The 17,357-nt window shown below is 59.1% G+C and carries 16 protein-coding genes; 5 read left to right on the top strand and 11 right to left on the bottom strand.

The window, feature by feature from the left end; all coding sequences use genetic code 11:
* Nucleotides 1–128: 128 nt before the first annotated feature.
* A complete protein-coding gene (locus RBB76_RS03905; protein ID WP_429628707.1) occupies nucleotides 129–362 on the bottom strand; it encodes an exodeoxyribonuclease VII small subunit in 234 nt (77 codons plus the stop codon).
* On the bottom strand, nucleotides 362–2,305 hold the full coding sequence (locus RBB76_RS03910) for a bifunctional homocysteine S-methyltransferase/methylenetetrahydrofolate reductase (protein WP_429628706.1): 1,944 nt from the start codon (nucleotides 2,303–2,305) through the stop codon (nucleotides 362–364). The genes RBB76_RS03905 and RBB76_RS03910 overlap by 1 nt, the downstream gene beginning before the upstream one ends.
* Before the next feature lie 183 nt (nucleotides 2,306–2,488).
* On the opposite strand from RBB76_RS03910, the gene RBB76_RS03915 reads away from it, so the two are divergent.
* The 4 genes from RBB76_RS03915 to RBB76_RS03930 all read left to right on the top strand — a co-directional run bounded on the left by RBB76_RS03915 (nucleotide 2,489) and on the right by RBB76_RS03930 (nucleotide 6,988).
* Nucleotides 2,489–4,102, top strand: coding sequence for a hypothetical protein (locus RBB76_RS03915; RefSeq protein ID WP_429628705.1), 1,614 nt, complete (start codon nucleotides 2,489–2,491; stop codon nucleotides 4,100–4,102).
* 86 nt (nucleotides 4,103–4,188) lie between these two features.
* A complete protein-coding gene (gene bshB1 / locus RBB76_RS03920) occupies nucleotides 4,189–4,920 on the top strand; it encodes a bacillithiol biosynthesis deacetylase BshB1 (protein WP_429628704.1) in 732 nt (243 codons plus the stop codon).
* A 96-nt stretch (nucleotides 4,921–5,016) separates the two neighbouring features.
* A complete protein-coding gene (locus RBB76_RS03925) occupies nucleotides 5,017–5,958 on the top strand; it encodes a ferritin-like domain-containing protein (protein WP_429628703.1) in 942 nt (313 codons plus the stop codon).
* Nucleotides 5,959–5,971: 13 nt separating this feature from the next.
* Entirely contained in the window at nucleotides 5,972–6,988 is a 1,017-nt protein-coding gene (locus tag RBB76_RS03930; protein WP_429628702.1) for a ferritin-like domain-containing protein, read from the top strand.
* Between the two features lie 70 nt (nucleotides 6,989–7,058).
* On the opposite strand, the gene RBB76_RS03935 is transcribed toward RBB76_RS03930, so the two are convergent.
* The 6 genes from RBB76_RS03935 to dcd all read right to left on the bottom strand — a co-directional run bounded on the left by RBB76_RS03935 (nucleotide 7,059) and on the right by dcd (nucleotide 12,100).
* Nucleotides 7,059–7,679: a hypothetical protein gene (locus RBB76_RS03935; protein WP_429628701.1), complete on the bottom strand. Its 621-nt coding sequence runs from the start codon at nucleotides 7,677–7,679 to the stop codon at nucleotides 7,059–7,061.
* Between the two features lie 31 nt (nucleotides 7,680–7,710).
* Entirely contained in the window at nucleotides 7,711–8,676 is a 966-nt protein-coding gene (gene lpxD / locus RBB76_RS03940; protein WP_429628700.1) for a UDP-3-O-(3-hydroxymyristoyl)glucosamine N-acyltransferase, read from the bottom strand.
* A complete protein-coding gene (locus tag RBB76_RS03945) occupies nucleotides 8,637–9,488 on the bottom strand; it encodes a lysophospholipid acyltransferase family protein (RefSeq protein WP_429628912.1) in 852 nt (283 codons plus the stop codon). The genes lpxD and RBB76_RS03945 overlap by 40 nt, the downstream gene beginning before the upstream one ends.
* Nucleotides 9,489–9,672: 184 nt before the next feature.
* Nucleotides 9,673–10,374, bottom strand: a complete 702-nt coding sequence (locus RBB76_RS03950) for a lipid-binding SYLF domain-containing protein (RefSeq protein WP_429628699.1) — start codon at nucleotides 10,372–10,374, stop codon at nucleotides 9,673–9,675.
* 424 nt (nucleotides 10,375–10,798) lie between these two features.
* On the bottom strand, nucleotides 10,799–11,497 hold the full coding sequence (locus tag RBB76_RS03955; RefSeq protein ID WP_429628698.1) for a helix-turn-helix transcriptional regulator: 699 nt from the start codon (nucleotides 11,495–11,497) through the stop codon (nucleotides 10,799–10,801).
* A gap of 48 nt (nucleotides 11,498–11,545) precedes the next feature.
* On the bottom strand, nucleotides 11,546–12,100 hold the full coding sequence (gene dcd / locus RBB76_RS03960) for a dCTP deaminase (protein WP_183980989.1): 555 nt from the start codon (nucleotides 12,098–12,100) through the stop codon (nucleotides 11,546–11,548).
* Between the two features lie 243 nt (nucleotides 12,101–12,343).
* On the opposite strand from dcd, the gene RBB76_RS03965 reads away from it, so the two are divergent.
* The gene (locus RBB76_RS03965; protein WP_158943184.1) at nucleotides 12,344–12,613 is read left to right on the top strand and encodes an HU family DNA-binding protein; all 270 of its coding nucleotides are present in this window, start codon (nucleotides 12,344–12,346) and stop codon (nucleotides 12,611–12,613) included.
* Nucleotides 12,614–12,696: 83 nt separating this feature from the next.
* Here the strand turns inward: RBB76_RS03965 and priA are convergent, their stop codons facing one another.
* Genes priA through RBB76_RS03980 form a run of 3 tightly spaced genes read right to left on the bottom strand, consistent with a single transcriptional unit; the run spans nucleotide 12,697 to nucleotide 17,312 of the window.
* Nucleotides 12,697–15,189 (bottom strand): replication restart helicase PriA, encoded by a 2,493-nt coding sequence (gene priA / locus RBB76_RS03970; RefSeq protein WP_429628697.1) that lies wholly within the window; start codon nucleotides 15,187–15,189, stop codon nucleotides 12,697–12,699.
* A 47-nt stretch (nucleotides 15,190–15,236) separates the two neighbouring features.
* Complete coding sequence (locus tag RBB76_RS03975) at nucleotides 15,237–16,244, bottom strand: AraC family transcriptional regulator (RefSeq protein WP_429628696.1); 1,008 nt, start codon at nucleotides 16,242–16,244, stop codon at nucleotides 15,237–15,239.
* Nucleotides 16,245–16,250: 6 nt separating this feature from the next.
* Nucleotides 16,251–17,312 (bottom strand): NAD(P)-dependent alcohol dehydrogenase, encoded by a 1,062-nt coding sequence (locus tag RBB76_RS03980; protein WP_429628695.1) that lies wholly within the window; start codon nucleotides 17,310–17,312, stop codon nucleotides 16,251–16,253.
* Between the last annotated feature and the right edge of the window lie 45 nt (nucleotides 17,313–17,357).

Raw genomic sequence — 17,357 nt, forward strand, 5'->3', positions numbered from 1 at the left:
GACTGTAGAAAATCACGCCCCCCGCCCCGAGTCTCTGACCCGGAAGTTGTAGACGCAAAGTTCCTTAGCCTCTTTATTTTTATGGACTTACATTCTAGATCGCGAAAGCAGACAGCCCCACCCGGCTCCTACGAATCGCCACCCGTTTCTACGTCCAGGTCTACCACCCGCATGGCATTTCTGCCCTGCTCCACGAGGACCTGGATTCTGCCCTCAGCTGCCTCCAACTCCTTCTTGCACGCGTTCGAGAGCTTCACGCCCTCCTCAAATAGATGCACCGACTCATCGAGCGAAAGCTCCCCTCGCTCGAGCTTCTCGACCACCGACTCCAAGGCCATCAACTGCTCTTCAAAGTTTGGCATCACACTACCTCGACTTCGGCCAGCCCCAGCACATCGGCCGCGACGCCGTACCGGCCAAAGGGTGCGCTGACCTGAACGCCCTGCACCATCGGCCGCGCCTCGGCCAACATCTCCTGCGCGATCTTTACGCCTTCCATCCGGCCCGCTTCAGGCGTGGCCGCTGCAGCCATCCGCGCCATGATCTCTTCCGGCATGCTGACTCGCAGATCGTTCTTCATGAACTCCGCGTTGCGCAGGCTGGTCAACGGCCAGATCCCTGCGATCACCGGAATGCGGAAGCCTTCGATTCTGCGCAGGAACTCTTCGAGCACGCGCAGATCAAACACCGGCTGCGTAATAGCGAATTCTGCGCCCGCCTCCACCTTGTACGCAAACCGGCGCACCTCCTGGTCCATATCCTGAACGCCGGGGTTCGCCGCGACCGAGATCGTAAAGCCGGTCGAGTCGCCGATAGGGTTCTTCCCGATATCCAATCCGTAGTTCAAGTTCTGCACGATGTTCACCAGCCCGATTGCGTCGACATCGAAGACCGCCGTTGCGTTGGGATAGTTGCCGAGCTTCGGCGGATCGCCGGTCAGGCAGAGAATATTTTTGAGCCCGATCGACGAGGCTCCCAGCAGATCGCTCTGGATGCTCAACACGTTCCGGTCGCGGCAGGTGTAATGCAGAATCGTCTCGATTCCAACATTCTGCTGAATCTGGACGCACAGGCTCTGCGCGCTCATCCTTGCGCTGGCACGAGGTGAATCCGGCACATTGATTGCATCAACACCGAGCCGATGCAGTTGCGCCGCGCCATCCAATTCCTTGCTGCAATCGATTCCTTTCGGCGGCACGATCTCCACCATCGTCACGAAATCGCCCGCTGCTACCATCGAGCCGATCTTGGACCGATCCGCCAGCGGAGGGGGCGAAACCTTGCTCTCCTTGATGGTCGTCGCCTTGCCCGGACGAGCGTTGTCCATCACCTCGATGCCGCCCTCCATCGCACCCAGGGCGCGCAACGAACTCTTCATCGCTCGCGTATAGCTTGGCGTCGTCCCGCAACATCCGCCGACGATGCTTGCTCCTGCCTTCACCAGCTTGCGCGTAAAGCTGGCCATGTACTCGGGCGAGGTCAGATAGATCGTGCGGCCTTCGACGGCACGCGGAATCCCTGCGTTCGGCATCGCAGACAGCGGCAGCGTGGTCACCGGACGCATCCGCTCGATCACGCTTAACACGGTTGCGGGCCCCGCACTGCAGTTACATCCCACTGCATCCGCGCCCCACTCGGTCAGCTTGATTGCGGCAACCTCAGCCGAGGCGCCATCCAGACAGTTTCCATCTTCATCGACGGTCATCATGACGACCACACGAATCCCCGGAGCCACGCTCCGCGCTGCCAGAATCGCCTGCTCCGCCTCGGCCAGCGAGGTCATGGTCTCTACGATCAGCAGATCCACACCCACGCCCGGTCCACCCTCTACCAGCGCCCGAATCTGCTCTGCGAAAGCCTCCCGCGCTTCGTCGAGGCTCAGCTTGCCGAGCGGCTCCAAGCGCACACCCAGCGGCCCGATCGATCCGGCTACAAACGCCTCGCACGCCTGCTTGTCGCGGATCTGGTTCACCGACTCCCGCGCCAGCTTCACGCCGGCCACGTTGATCGCGCGCACCTGATCCTGCAGTCCGTGCTGCCCCAGGCGAAACCGGTTGCCGCCAAACGTATTGGTCTCGACAACCTCTGCGCCTGCCTGCAGATACTCGGCGTGAATCTCCCGCACCATCTCCGGCTGCGACAGGTTCAGCTCGTCGTAGCACCGGTTGATGAAGACACCTCGCGCATAGAGCATCGTGCCCATGGCTCCATCGCACAGCACAGTCCTGCCGCCCTCAAAGAGACAATCGGCTGCCGCGTATCCTGCACCAGAGACCGAGTTCGCACCACTTACCGCATCCGCCATAAACGTCTCCAGTTGTTCTCACCATCTTAAGCCAATGGACGGACCTGCTCCAAACCAATAAAATTCAAGCCTTTGCCGATTGCGTCCAAAGCGTGGCCTGGCGCGTCCTTTGTTATACTCGGCACATAGCCGGTGGCCCCAAAAAAATATTGCCGCAGCGCTCAGGTTTGGAGTTAGTTACCGTTGACGAATCGAAGTTTCTCTACCCAGTCTCTCCGTGCCCAGATCTTCTGCGGCCTCCTGATCGCCGCCGTCACGCTGGGACTTACAGCCTGCGGTCAGCAGCTCTACAAGTTTCCTCAATTCACCTTCGCCAACCGGCCCATTCCTCCCAGCAAGCTCGCCACCCGCGTCATGGTCAGCGTTACGGCCAACGGAGGCACCTCCGGCAGCCTGCAGATCCTCGATGCCAACCGCGACCTCCGCAATAACGTACAGAACACCAAGACTTCGTTCTCCATCAGCGGGTACTCCTCCGGCTTTCCGAATCTGATTCTCAACTTTCCCTCAGAGATCACCGGCTACGTCTACTCCAACACGCTGGGTGACGTACAGGCCGTCAACTACGGAACAGAAGCGGTCACCGGCCCTGTCGGACCCTTCCCTGCGAAGTCCACCAGCATCGCCGTTCCGCCGACCTTCGCCCACGTCTACTCTGCCGAGGAGGGTGCCGGCCTGCTCGGCATCGTCGACAATACCGCCGGAAAAACCTTCGCGCTCAACCTGCCCAATGTCTTTCAAGTCGTCGTCAACACGGGCGACACGGTTGTGCTCGCCATGGTTCGCAACTCGAACTCCCTGTATCGCGTCATCAAGCTGAACGCGAACCAATACCTCACCTCGACTGCAGCCATTGCAGCCATCGGCGCGGTCGACTGCCAGCCCTTCAACCTGCCGATCTACTGCGTCATCCCGGTCAACAGCGTGAATCCCGCCGCTCCCACCGCCGGCACCTTCGACCGGCCTGTCGGAGCCTACGTCTCGCTGGACGGCAGTGTGGTCTACGTTCTCAACTGCGGCGCCGAGTGCGGCGGAACCACCTCCAGCGTCACCTATCTCTCCCCCGGCGCGCTTCAGGTCAATAGCTACACCGACAGCACCAATCCAGCTCAGCAGAATCCAAACTCCTTCCTCAACAATGTCCCGGTCAAAGGCGGAGTTACAGCGGCGGTCTCTGATGGGAAGACCCTCTATGTGGCTGGCCAACAGCTCCAGCCTGATGGTCTGTTCGCGGGAAACCTCTCCACCATCAACCTTGCCACCAACACGGTCACCAGCACCACCTCGATCTCCGACGGCAGTCACACGAAGATTCTGTTGGCCGACGACAACACGCTCTGGATCGGCTCCCAGCTATGCGCCAGCGGTGAGCGGGCAGCCCGCGCCGCGCAACAGCTCGCAGCAGGACAGGCCACCGACCAGACAGCGAACTACAACTGCCTCACCGTCGTCACCCTGCCCTCGGGCTCTACCGGCATCAGCGCTGCCATTGTTCCGGCCGTTACGCAAAGCGGCACCTCGCCGGTCGTCGTCCCTTACCCCAACACCAACCAGAACCAGTTCTACTACGGCGACCTCACGGGCCTCTGCTGGGTCCAGGGCCAGCACAAGATCTACACCGCCTACGGTGGTCAGGTCCACGCCTTCTACACCGGCGGAACGATCACCGCTGCGAACGATCCCGCCATTGGCACGACACCCCCCGCCGGCTCTGAGATCAACAACGCGAATATCACCGTTCAGGGCACAGCCCTCGACGTCGCCTACATGGATGCCGTCACCGACGCAGCAGACTAATGCGAATGGAGGGCTCAGGGTTTAGAGCTTAGGTCGTCTCGAACTGAGCCTGCCCCGAAAGCCCTAAACCCTAAGTCCTTCACCCTATGTCCTCACCCCAGCAACTCGATATTCTTGCCATCGCAGCCCATCGCGACGACGTCGAGCAAACCTGCGGCGGCACTCTGCTGGCCATGCACGCCCGGGGCTGGACGACCGGCATCCTCGATCTCACCCAGGGAGAGTCCGGCACGCGCGGCACCGCCGCCGACCGCGAGGCCGAGGCCAACGCCGCCGCCCGCATCCTCAATGTTTCCCATCGCGAAGCGCTCGACCTGCCTGACGGCAACGTCGAAAATACGCTGGTCAACCGTCTGAAGCTGGCAGCCGTCCTGCGCCGTCTGCGTCCCCGCGTCGTCATTCTTCCCTACTGGAAAGGCCGGCACCCGGACCACTACACCACCGCCACGTTGGGCTACGAAGCCTGCTTCGTCAGCGGCCTTGCCAAAGTGGTAACCCCAGGCCAATCTAACCCGCCGCATCGACCCTTCAAGATTCTCTACGCCAGCCTCTATGCCGATGTGCGCCCCAGCTTTGTGGTCGACATCACACCCTTTGCCGAGCAGCGCCTGCAATCCCTGCTGGCCTATCGCTCGCAATACGGCACCCAACCTGAAGGCACAGGCCTCTTCGTCCCCGAAGAAGAGATTCGCGAACGAACCTTCGCGACTGCCCGTCACTACGGCCTGCTCGCTGGCGTCCGCTATGCAGAGCCCTTCGTTCAAAAAGAAGTCGGCCTGATTGATGACCTGATACTTCTTCCGGTTCAATCCATTTAAAGTACTGTTTCCAATCCGCAACAAATCCATTACACTCCTCGGTACGTCATCAAAACTACAGATGCAAGTGCAATACGTTCTAAGGAGAGGTTAATTGTGGAGAAAAAGCTAAACGACCTTATTGATAAGGCTCTGTCCCGTCGTCAGTTTCTGGCAGGTGCAGGAACGACCGCGGCGGCAGCGCTCGTAGTTGGGTGCAACAGCAGTACAACCACGCCGTCGCCAACACCAACCCCGACGCCGACGCCGCTCAATCTTCCAGACAACGACATTCTGAACTTCGCCCTCAACCTGGAATATCTTGAGGCCGAGTTCTACCTGTATGCCGCCACCGGATCTGGCCTCTCCACAGCCGATGCACTCGCCGGCGCAGGCACTACCATTGTCCCGCCCAATACCGTGGCCGTTCCCTGGGCAACTCCGGCTCAGGCGCAATTCGCCGCAGAGCTCGCCCAGACCGAACTCGATCATGTTCGCTATCTCCAGGGCGCGATTACGGCGAACAGCGGCACCCCGGTTGCACGCCCCGCCATCGACTTCACCTTCTTCGGTCCTCTCGCTGCCGCCGCTACGATCGTCGCTTCGCCGACGTTCAACCCGTTTGCAGATCCCAACAGCTTCCTTGTCGGCGCATTTACGTTTGAGGATGTAGGCGTCACCGCCTACAGTGGTGCAGCTCCCTTGCTCATCAGCAACATCCTCCTCTCGGGCGCAGCTGGCATCCAGGCGACTGAAGCCTATCACGCAGGTTCCGTCCGTACCCAAATCGCGGGTGGCGCGGCCAACTCCGGCGACGCAACCTTCCTTAACTATGCGAACAAGATCTCCGCACTGCGCGCTACTCTTGGCGGAGGAAACGAGACCCAACTAAGCCTCTCGAGTATCGTTGCTGCGGATCCCACCAATGCCATCGGCTTCTCTCGTACAACCGACCAGGTCCTGCACATTGTGTACGGCACCGGCGGCGGAGCAGGCGTCTCCAAAGGCGGCTTCTTCCCCAATGGCCTAAACGGCAAGATCACAACAACGGCATCCTAAGGACGGAGAGATCATGGCAACTTTAGAGACACAGCAACTCGACGAAATTATCGTAAAAACCCGCCGCAAGATGCTCACTATGGGAGGTGCCGCTCTTGCTGCCCTCGCCTTCGGCGGTACAACCAAAGCTGAGGCCCAGGCGCCAACCACCACACCCGACCAGGACATCCTCAACTTCGCTCTCAACCTCGAGTACCTCGAAGCGCAGTTCTACAACCTTGCCGTCTCAGGCGTCACCATCGACCAACTCCCGACACCGATTCCTGTCGCTGTCAATGGAGGAACCGCTGGTACCGTCACCGTCAAGCCCAGCCCCAAGGTACCGTTTGTATCGTCGATCGTCGCGGCCTATGCTGCCGAGACGGCCACGGAAGAAGGCAAGCATGTCCTCTTCCTGCAGAAGGCGCTCGGCAGTGTTGCAGTCTCGATGCCCGACATCAACCTGCTCGACTCCTTCAACGCGCTCGCTAACCTGGCAGGCATCGGCACCTCCTTCGATCCCTTCGCCAGCGACCAGAACTTCCTCATCGGCGCTTACATCTTCGAAGATGTTGGAGTCTCTGCCTACCACGGCGCTGCTCCTCTCATCTCAGACAAGACAGGCATCCTTCCCGCCGCTGTAGGGATTCACGCAGTCGAGGCCTATCACGCTGGTCTGATCCGCACCGTGATCAGCGCTTATGACGGCGGCGTCAGCACAGGACCTCTCAGCACGATAACGCAGGCAATCTCTGCGGCACGCTCCACGCTGGCGAATCCGGATCCCAAGAACCCAATCACAACTCCCTTCACCACGTTTGCCGGCTTGACGGCAGACGATCAGGGAGTTCAAACAACTCCAGTCAGTCTCAACGGCAGCAGTACGTCGCCTACCTTCACGGCCTCCACCATCGGTGACACTGACCTCAACGCTTTGGGCTGGTCGCGCAACACGACTCAGATCCTGGCAATCGTCACCGGCAACCCCGCAACCGCCACCGCGTTTACGGGAGGATTCTTCCCCAGTGGCCTCAACGGCACCATCTCGTAACCTCAACCATCCGCACCAAAGAAGAGCCGCAGGCGATCCCAGCCTGCGGCTCTTTTGTTTTGGACGCGGATTAGACGGCTGCCGTGGTCCGCAGTCGCTCTCTCACAAATCGCACAACTTCCTCAGTCACATATACTGGCGGGCGCATCGCCAGCACCGGTGTTCCCTCCACAAGTTTCAACGAAACTCCCTTCCACTCGGGCCTTCCCAGGATACCTTCCACAACCAGCACCGCGTCTGCCCTGTCCAGAAAATACTTCGCCGACTCTTTGAAGTCTGCCGTCTCGGGGTCGAGCACGCTCAGGTAAAGATCAGGTCTTAGGAACCGCATGATGCTGTTCGACTCGATCACTACGTTCTCCGCTCGCTGAATCTCTTTCCGAATGCGAGGCATCGCCTCCGACAAATCTCCGGCCCGAGTCCTCACCCAAAACGACCGCACCGCTCCCGCCGCCAGATAACGTCCGGAGTCCGTTGTAACGTCCCCACCGACGCGCTCCTCACTCACTGCGACCGTATGCTCCGCAGTCTCGCAGTCACACGGTTCCCCGTTGGCCGAGCACATCCCATGTCCAAACTGCGTAATCTTAAACGCAGTCCAATGCATCTCCGGTATCGCGGCGATCAGCCCCGCCACCACGCTCGTCTTGCCGATATTTCGCGTATGCCCGCCGACCACCACAATCGCCATCACTCACCACAATTCGCAGTACAAGCCGCAATTATCTGTGCTTCAATCTCGCCAGATCCCGCAGATACTCCTTCAAGGGCCGCGCCGGCCGGCCCCAGAACACCTCTCCAGGCCCTCGCATCTTCTTCCCACTCAGCACGCCGGCACCACCGCCGAGAATCACGCCCGCACCAACCGTTGCATGCTCTCCAATCCCCACCTGCCCGCCCAGAATCGCACCATCCTCGACCACGCTCGACCCCGAGATCCCCGTCTGCGCTGCGATGATCACGTTCTTTCCGATCACGCAGTTGTGCCCGATGTGCACGAGGTTATCGATCTTCGTCCCGCGCCCGATCCGCGTCTCCCCCAGCGCGCCACGATCGATCGTCGTATTCGCACCAATCTCCACATCGTCCTCGACGATCAGCCTTCCCTGCTGTGGAAAGATCAGATACTCCCCCGTCTCATCGCTCCGCACATATCCAAACCCCGTAGACCCAAGCACCGCACCTGCCTGCACCACGACACGATCCCCCAACACCGTCCCCGCGTAGATCGTCACCCGCGGACCGATCTCGCAACCACTTCCAATCACCACGCCATCTCCGAGCACAGCGCCGGGCCCAATCGAAGTCCCTACGCCAATCGCAACCTTCTGCCCCACCACCGCAGAAGCATGCACTCCCTCGCGCACGCCACCACCGGCAAGCCTGCGCGCCACCACCGCAAAGGCATACCTCGCATCCTTCACCCACAAGACCCGCGGATCGAGTGGCAACTCCGCTGACTCCAGCTTCCTGCTCGCGAGAATCACACCCGCCTTCGACGCCAACGCGCGCCCAAGCGTCTCGCCCTCAACGGCGAACACCACCGAGTTCTCCTGCGCGCCCTCGATGCTTGAAACCTCCGCCACCTCTACCTCCAGCAGCGGCGCGCTCACCCCAACCCAATCCGCTACTTTGCTCATCGTCGCCATCAGTAGATCCCCTCTTCTCCCGGCGGCCGCGTCTTCCATCGCCGATGCATCCACAGCCACTGATCAGGATACTGCCGAATCGTTCGCTCTATCGCTGCAGTAAACGCCGCTGTATTTGTAACTACATCCGTTTCAGAATCCCCCGTGCACACCACCTCAAGCTCTTTGCCAAAGCGCAGCACATACTTCCGCTCGCTCTCCTCCCACAACAGAAATCCCGGCACCACCGCCGAGCCTGTCTTGGCCGCAATGCGCGCCATCCCTGATGCCGTACACGCCTCCACTCCAAAGAACGGTACAAACACACCCTGCGGCGGAGTCATATTCGTATCCATCAAGATCCCCACGGTCTCGCCCGCCCGCATCGACGCAATCAATCCCCGCGCAAAGTCATCTTTATGAATCACTCGATTTCCATGCAGACACCGAATGCGATTCACAAACTCATCCACCAGCGGGTTGTCCAGCCGACGAATCACCATCCCCATCGGCATGCCCATCAGCGAGTGATAAAAACTCGACAGCTCCCACGCCCCCAGGTGTCCGGTCAGTACCAGCACGCCTTTGCCGCGCTCGCGGGCCGCCACATAGTTCTCGAGCCCCTCGTAGCGAATAAACCGGCTCGCCTCCTCCCGCGTATATCCGGGCATCAGGCAGAACTCCGCCAGCAGCGTCCCCAGATTCCGATACTCCGACCGCAAGATCTTCTCTCGCTCCCCCTCCGGCATCTCCGCAAACGCAAGCTTCAGATTCCTCGTCCCCACTCCACGCAACCGCCCCAGCAGGTGAAACGCAATCCCCGCGATCCCTGTGCCCACCAGCCTGGCAAATCCCCGCGGAAGCAACCGCATGAAGTGAACCGCCACCCATACAACGGCAAACTCAATGCGTTCGCGGAAGCTTACCTCCGCGTCAATCTCCTCTTTTTGCGTGACTTTGCTCAAGCCTCTAGTCTACCGATTCCAACCCCTGCCGCAGCAGAAACAGAAAGGGCGGCCAAATAAGCCGCCCCTCCGCGATCAAACAAGAACTTCGTTACTTATTTCGAGCAGCAACGAAATACTTCGCCACCGTCCGTACAAAAGGACGAGCCTCAACCGGCGTCACCTGCTTGCCGCCGAGAATCTGGTCGAACTGAACGTCCGTTCCATACAGAGCGCGCGTATCATCCTGGTTCTGCGACAACACCGTGCCATCGAGGTCGATGCCAGCAAACAAACCCTTGCTGCGCGAGTAGGTCAGAAACTCGGCATTCAGCTTCCAGTCCGTGCCCGCCTGTGCGTTGCGTCCCACAGGTCCAGCCGAAGCCGCAGCATCCGCGCCAAGCTTGAACTTATTCTTCAGCATGTCCTGCAGACCCTGCTGATTCATCGCGATCAACACCAGGTCCGTCGCCTGTCCACCGATCTGAAATCCGAAGCTTCCGCCCGCCAACTGAACACATACGGGAGCGCTCCACTTTCCACTTGGCGTGCGGCAGGTTGCGACGCCCTGTCCATACTGTGCGCCCACAACGAACGCACCCTTCTTGTAGCTCGGAATCACCACTACGCAGGAAGCTCCAGCTAGAATGCCGCCCGGGATTGATTTATCCGGTGTCGCCATAATCTGGTCAATCACCTGGCCCGCAGCCGTAAGACGCTCTGCAACCTTCGCCTTGTCGCCCTCAGCCTGCGCTGACAGAGAACCAGCAATCATCGCCAAACCACACAGAGCCACCGAAATTTTCTTGAGCATTATCGTTATCCCTTTCACGTCTATCGTTCTGTATTTTGGAGGGGGCCCAACAAGCTGCCTATTTCCAACAATATATAGGACGAGCGAAATGCAGTCGGGGTTGTACCCTGAGAACGGGATTAGCATACGCCGACACGCGCCACACACCCACAAAAAATGGGGGTTGTAGAGATAATGTCGGGTGTAACTCCGACGCTATCTCTACAACCCCTCTCCCAGGTCTGTGTTGCTTGTTAGTACTTTGCTCCACATTACCTTCGATCACAACGGTACGAAGGTGGGTACACCTTTGAGCAGGTTTTGTTAACTTAGTGATTAACAGAAAAACGTTGCCTTGATCACGCCTAAACAGACGTACATCAACATTTGCGATCTGTTTGACAAACTTAGCTGTTCTCGACCATCAAATTCTTCAGTAAAAAATCTAGGTCAACTGCTTCAGCAACAACTTCTCATTCACCACCTGAACCGACAAGGCGATCCGGTTATCTACCCCCACCTTCCGCATCAGGTTCCCTACGTGCTTCTTCACCGTGTTCACGTCGATCCCAAGCGCACGGCCGATCGCCGGATTAGGCTGTCCCGCAGCCAGTAACCGCAGCACTTCCAACTCCCGCTTGGTGAACTTAGGTGCCTTCGCGGGCTTGGCAGCCGCCTTTGATTCTGCCGGAGTTGACTCCAGCAACCGCGCCATCACCTTGCGCGGAGCCCACACCGACCCATCCTGAACAATATCGATCGCCATCCGGATCTCGCTCTCCTTGGCAGAATGAGCAAGATAGCCCTTCGCACCGGCGCCAATGATGCCTTGAATGTGATCGTGGCTCTCATCAAGCCCCAGCACCATGACCCTGAACCGCGGACGGCTTCGACGAAACGTCTCCAGCAACTCGAAGATGTGATCGGTACAAGCCGAATCGATCAGGATCAGCGACACGCCCGAAGCATCCAGCGCCCCCGGGACTGACAGAGGAACGATCTCAACCGAGCCCCCGTCGGGGAAGATCGTCTGCAACCCCAAAACCCGTAAAGGGTCCGCCGCCACAAGACCGACGCGCAGAGCGCCCTTTACCTTCTTATCCTTCTTGTCCTTCATCGACTGCGCAGCCCCTTTACTCAGCATCCTGCATTTAGTAGGCCGTCATCAGCGCTTCAGAAGATCGTAACCCGTCTACAACTTCGGCAAAACGATTCCCTGCTGATTTTGATACTTTCCTTTACGGTCCGCGTAGCTGACCTCACACACCTCATCGGACTGAAAGAACAAAATCTGACACAGCCCCTCGTTCGCATAGACCCGAGCCGGCAGCGGAGTTGTGTTCGAGATCTCGAGAGTGACAAATCCCTCCCACTCCGGCTCGAACGGAGTCACGTTCACAATAATCCCGCACCGCGCATACGTCGACTTGCCTACGCAGATCGTCAGCACATCGCGAGGAATCTTGAAGTACTCAATCGACCGCGCCAGCGCAAACGAGTTTGGAGGAACGATCACGCTATCAGCCTGCACCGTCACAAACGAGCGCTCGTCAAAGGCCTTCGGGTCGATGATCGCGCTGTTGACGTTGGTAAAGATCTTGAACTCGTCCGAGACCCTCAGATCGTACCCGTAAGAAGAGAGTCCATACGAGATAACACCCTCTCGAACCTGTTTTTCGCTAAATGGAGAGATCATTCCGTGTTCGTTCGCCTGCTGGCGAATCCAACGGTCACTTTTAATTGCCACTCTGGTGTTCCCTTCGGTCCTGCTTTTTTGAAATTTCTTCAATTGTCGCAGAAGGTGGTATCCCTAATTGCCGCAGAAGGGTGTAAATTGGGTGCGTTGGTCTCCCAGGTCCCATTGCGTCATTAGATTCTTCATCTTACGGTAGCGTTCTTTCGTTGACAATCTGAGTTTGAGTTTCTAACATCACCGTACTACCAGGTCACTACCCAGTTTCAAACAAATTACAGCCCAAGGGCGGCCCAAATGATTAAGCAGGATCTCATACAGAGGGTGGTAGAACGAACCGGCCTTCCAAGGACAAAAGCAGAGTCGGCTGTCGATGCGATCTTTGAAAGCATGAAGGCGACTCTCATCGCGGGCGACCGCATTGAACTCCGCGGATTTGGTGTATTTACCGTCAAGCCGCGCAAAACCGGAATCGGTCGCAACCCACGGACCGGAGCCGAAGTCACCATTGCCCCAGGCAAAGCAGTCCGCTTCAAGCCGGGCAAAGAGCTGCATCTGCTCGACTAAGCACCTTAACAACCACCCGCCCCTTCAGCGACCGGGTTGTTTGCAACAAACCTCCCCAACATTTCAACGCAGTTGATGCCGCGTCACATCAGGTGAACCGCATCCACGTCGACCACAAGGTTACGGCGCGCGATCCCTTGCGTCTCGGCGTACCCAAGCATCGCCCGCAGCGTCTCGCCCAGCGTCTGCCGCCGCTCCGCCTTCAACACAAAGTGAAAACGATAGATCCGCTTTAGCTTCACAATCGGCGCCGCCGCCGGACCCAGTACTCTCACCTTGTCGAGCCGTGCCATCTGAAACCACCGCCCCAGCGTTCCCGCCCACGCCGTAGCTTCCTCCAGCTTCTCGCTCTGGATCACCACATTCGCCAGCACTGCAAACGGCGGATAGTGCATCCACCGCCGATACTGCATCTCCTTCGCAACAAACCCCGGATAGTCATGCTTCGCAGCAAACTGAATCGCATAGTGTTCCGGATGATACGTTTGCACCAGCACCTTCCCGATCAGATCCCCCCGCCCCGCCCGTCCTGAAACCTGCGTCAGCAGTTGAAATACGCGCTCCGCCGCGCGAAAGTCCGGCAACCCCAACGCGAAGTCCGCCCCAATCACCCCCACCAGCGTTACTCCATGAATGTCATGCCCTTTGGCTATCATCTGCGTGCCCACCAGCAGGTTGATCTCGCCTCCATGAAGCCTCGCCAGCAGCCGCTCCATATCACTCCTCCCGCGCACGGTATCGCGATCCATCCGCCCAATCCGCGCCGTCGGAAACAACTCCTGCAGCCTCTCTTCCCCTTGCTGCGATCCTGCCCCAAGAAAATAAAGATGTTCGCTCTCGCACTTCGGACAGGCCTTCGGCACCGACCTTCGCGACCCACAGTAGTGACACTCCAATCGCTGCCCCGGCTGCGCAATCGCATCATTGCCGCTCACAGGCTTGTGATAAGTCATCGACACCGCGCAGTTCTCGCACTCAATCTTCTCCCCGCAACTTCGGCACAGCACCGTCGACGAATACCCCCGCCGATTCAACAACAAAATCACCTGCTCCCCGCGATCAAGCGTGGCCTGCGTCTCTTCGATCAGTCTCCGCGAAAAGATCTGCTCCTGCCCCGTCTCGCGAAACTCCTCCCGCATATCCACCAACTCGACCAGCGGCATCGGCCTATCCGCCACACGTGCGCGCATCTCTATCCGCGCATATCTTCCCTTCTCCGCATTCGCCCAGCTCTCAAGCGACGGCGTCGCCGACCCCAATACCACCACCGCCTCGTTGAACTTCGCCCGCATCACCGCCACATCACGCCCGTGATACCGCGGCGTCTCCTCCTGCTTGTAACTCGAGTCATGCTCCTCATCGACGATGATCAACCCCAGATCCACCATCGGCGCAAACACCGCCGACCGCGTCCCCACCACAATCCGCGCCTCGCCCCGCCGAATCCTGTGCCACTGTTCAGCCCGCTCATCCGGTGTCAGTTGTGAGTGCAGCAACGCCACCTCTCCCCCAAACGCTGCGACCATCTGCCCAGCCATCGCCGGCGTCAATCCTATCTCCGGCACCAACAGCAGCGCCGATTTCCCCGCGTCCAACGCCCGTTGCATCGCAGCAAAATAAACCGAAGTCTTCCCGCTCCCTGTAATGCCATACAGCAGATGCGGCCGAAACCCACCCTTTTCCATCGCCGCCGCAATCGTCCCCAGCGCCTCCATCTGCGCTTCGTTCAAAGCGTGTTCATGCGCATGTTTCTTCCCGTGCGCCCCCACGCCGCCCAGGTGAAACTTCTCCGCAACCTCCTCCACCACCACCAGCCCGCGCTTCACCAGCGTCCCCAGCGTAGACTCCGGCACTCCCGCGCGCGTCAGACTCAGCCGCAGATCCCGCACGCGCATCCGCCCACCCACAGCCGCAAGCTCCGCCAGAATCGCCGTCTGATTCTCGTTCAACTTCGGCAGCCTCGCCTCCGCGACCAGCACCGCCACCTTCTCCAGCCGCCGTGCATCGCGCTCCTCCGCCACCACCTCACGCACCAGCCACTTCTTCCGAACCATCCCCTCCAACAGCCCTTTATTCGCCCCAGTAGCTGACCGCAGCGCCGACATCTTCGCCGCCTCACCGCCCTCCAAATAATTCAGCACCGAGTACTCGCGATTCTGCTCCTCCACCGTCAGCTTCGACCGCCGCGAAGACCCCTTCATCGCCCCCTCATACAGCACCTTCCGGCCCTGCTCCGCAATCCGATAAGAAAAGTGCCGCTTCACCTCCGCCGCCAGCGGCAGCATCCCCCGCAACACCTCACCCAGCGGCGCAACATAGTATTGCGCGATCCATCCCGCGAGTTTCATCAACTCTTCGGACAGCAGCGCCGCATCATCCAGCACCTGCTGCACCGGCTTGATCTCAAACTCCTCCACCGGCGCATCCTCATGCACCCTCACCACCACACCCATCAGCCTCTGCCCGCTGAACGGCACCAGCACCCGCGCCCCCACGACCGGCACCACACCGTTCACCGCATAGGTAAACGTCTGGTCCAGAGGCACCGGCAAAGCAACATCACAAAACAAACCCATTCCACCAGCTTAGCCGACCAGCCCACCGCCGATCTCCACTGCAAACCCTACGAAGCAGCCTTCTCCCGTTGCGCTCCCCGCCAGTGCGCCGGCGGAACACCCTCCCACACCCGAAACGCCCGCACAAAAGAGTTCGAGTCCTCATACCCCAGCAGATACGCCGTCTCGCTCAACTCCAGCAGCGAGTTCGTAAGATAGTGCCGCGCCAACTGATGCCGTGCCTCTTCCAGAGCCTTCTGAAAGCTCGAGCCCGCATCCTGCAACCGCCGCTGCAGCGTACGCGAGCTGATATGAAGCTCACGCGCAATCTCCTCCATCTTCGGACGATTCCCCGTAAGTTTTCTCTGAATCGTCGCGCGAACGCGCTCAGGAAAACTCTCCTCGCCCTTATGTCGCTTCAGCTCCTCATCCAGTTGCGGCGCAAGCATCGCCAACAGCTCCGCGTTGCGAGTCACAAAGCGTAACGAAGCATCCGACGCACGAAACACCATCGCATTCCGCGCGGCACCAAACACAACCGGGCAGCCAAAATGGCGTTCCAGAGATCTTGCATTCGCACGCGGTCGCTGCAGCTCAAGACGCACCGGCGATATCCGCATACCCGTCCCATGCCGCGCAATTCCAAGCACCCAGGCAAAGCACAGATCAGTCAGTACGGCGGGCTCTTCCTCGTTCGCCAGCAGCCAGCGAAACTGAATCGCCCACTCCTCATCACTCGGTTCAAGCACAAGCTCCTCCGGACAGGAGAGTTGTTTATAGCGAGCGATCTGCCGCATCGCCTCCCCAAAGCTGCCCGTCGAAAGAGCCGCAAGCACGACAGGATCGAAGTGCTCCGGCTTCGTCTCCGTACCCAACACAAGCCCAATGGCGGGATCAGAGCTTACCTGCCCAATCCCCCGCCACAGCGCAAAAAACTCTTCTGTCGATAAGAGGATGCGAGGTTGATCGAGCAGCCCCGAAGGCAACCCCGCACGCTCCAGAACAGATGACACACGAACTCCCGACTCGTTCAACTTCGCAGACAGACGGCCGGGGATCCGAAAGTGTTTACTCATCGAAAACTACGCTGCACCTTTCAGAGAGGCCATGTCGATGACGAACCGGTACTTCACGTCAGACTTCAGCAACCTCTCGTAAGCGTCGTTGACCTTCTGAATCGGAATGATCTCCACGTCAGAAGTGATGTTGTTCTTGCCGCAGAAATCAAGCATCTCCTGCGTCTCCGCGATGCCTCCGATCGGCGAACCCGACAGACTCCGGCGACCGAACAACAGCCCGAACGCAGCCACCGACAACGGCTTCTCCGGCGCACCCACCAGGCAGAGATTCCCATCGCGTCGCAGCAGATTCAGATAAGCGTTGATATCGTGGTCAGCCGAGACCGCATCAAGGATAAAGTCGAAGCTACCCGCATGCTTGGCCATCTCATTTGCATTGCGAGAGATCACAACCTCATCCGCTCCCAGGCGCAGAGCATCGTCCTTCTTGTTGGGCGATGTCGTAAACAGCACAACGTGCGCACCCAGCGCATGAGCGAACTTCACACCCATGTGGCCAAGCCCGCCAAGGCCCACAACGCCAACCTTCTTACCTTTCGTCACGCCCCAGTGGTGCAACGGCGAGAACGTGGTGATACCGGCGCAAAGTAGAGGAGCGGCGCCCGCAGGGTCAAGATTATCCGGCACTCTCAGAACAAATCGCTCGTCCACGACAACGCTATCCGAGTAGCCGCCATACGTGACGCCGCCGGTATGCTTGTCAGGAAAGTTGTAAGTGAGCGTCAGGTTGTGGCAGAACTGCTCCAGCCCCGCCTTGCACTCCTCGCACGTGCCATCGGAGTCGACCATGCAGCCAACCGCGACAACGTCGCCGGTCTTGAACTTCTTTACCGCGGAGCCGGTCTTGGTCACGCGCCCTACAATCTCATGGCCGGGAACACACGGATAGACCGTGGGCATCACGCCGCTCCACTCATTGCGGGCCTGGTGCAGGTCAGAGTGACAGATTCCACAGAAGAGAATCTCAATCTGCACGTCTGTTTCGGTTGGATCGCGCCGCGCGATCGTAGTGGATGCAAGCGGCGATGACGCACTGGCAGCAGAGAATGCTTTTGCGTTGTACATGGTTCAAATGTAGACCGTCACAATTGGCCGATGACATTGCGAAAC

Origin of the sequence: Tunturiibacter psychrotolerans (assembly GCF_051013365.1) — a bacterium.
In the GTDB taxonomy this organism is placed as follows: domain Bacteria; phylum Acidobacteriota; class Terriglobia; order Terriglobales; family Acidobacteriaceae; genus Edaphobacter; species Edaphobacter psychrotolerans_A.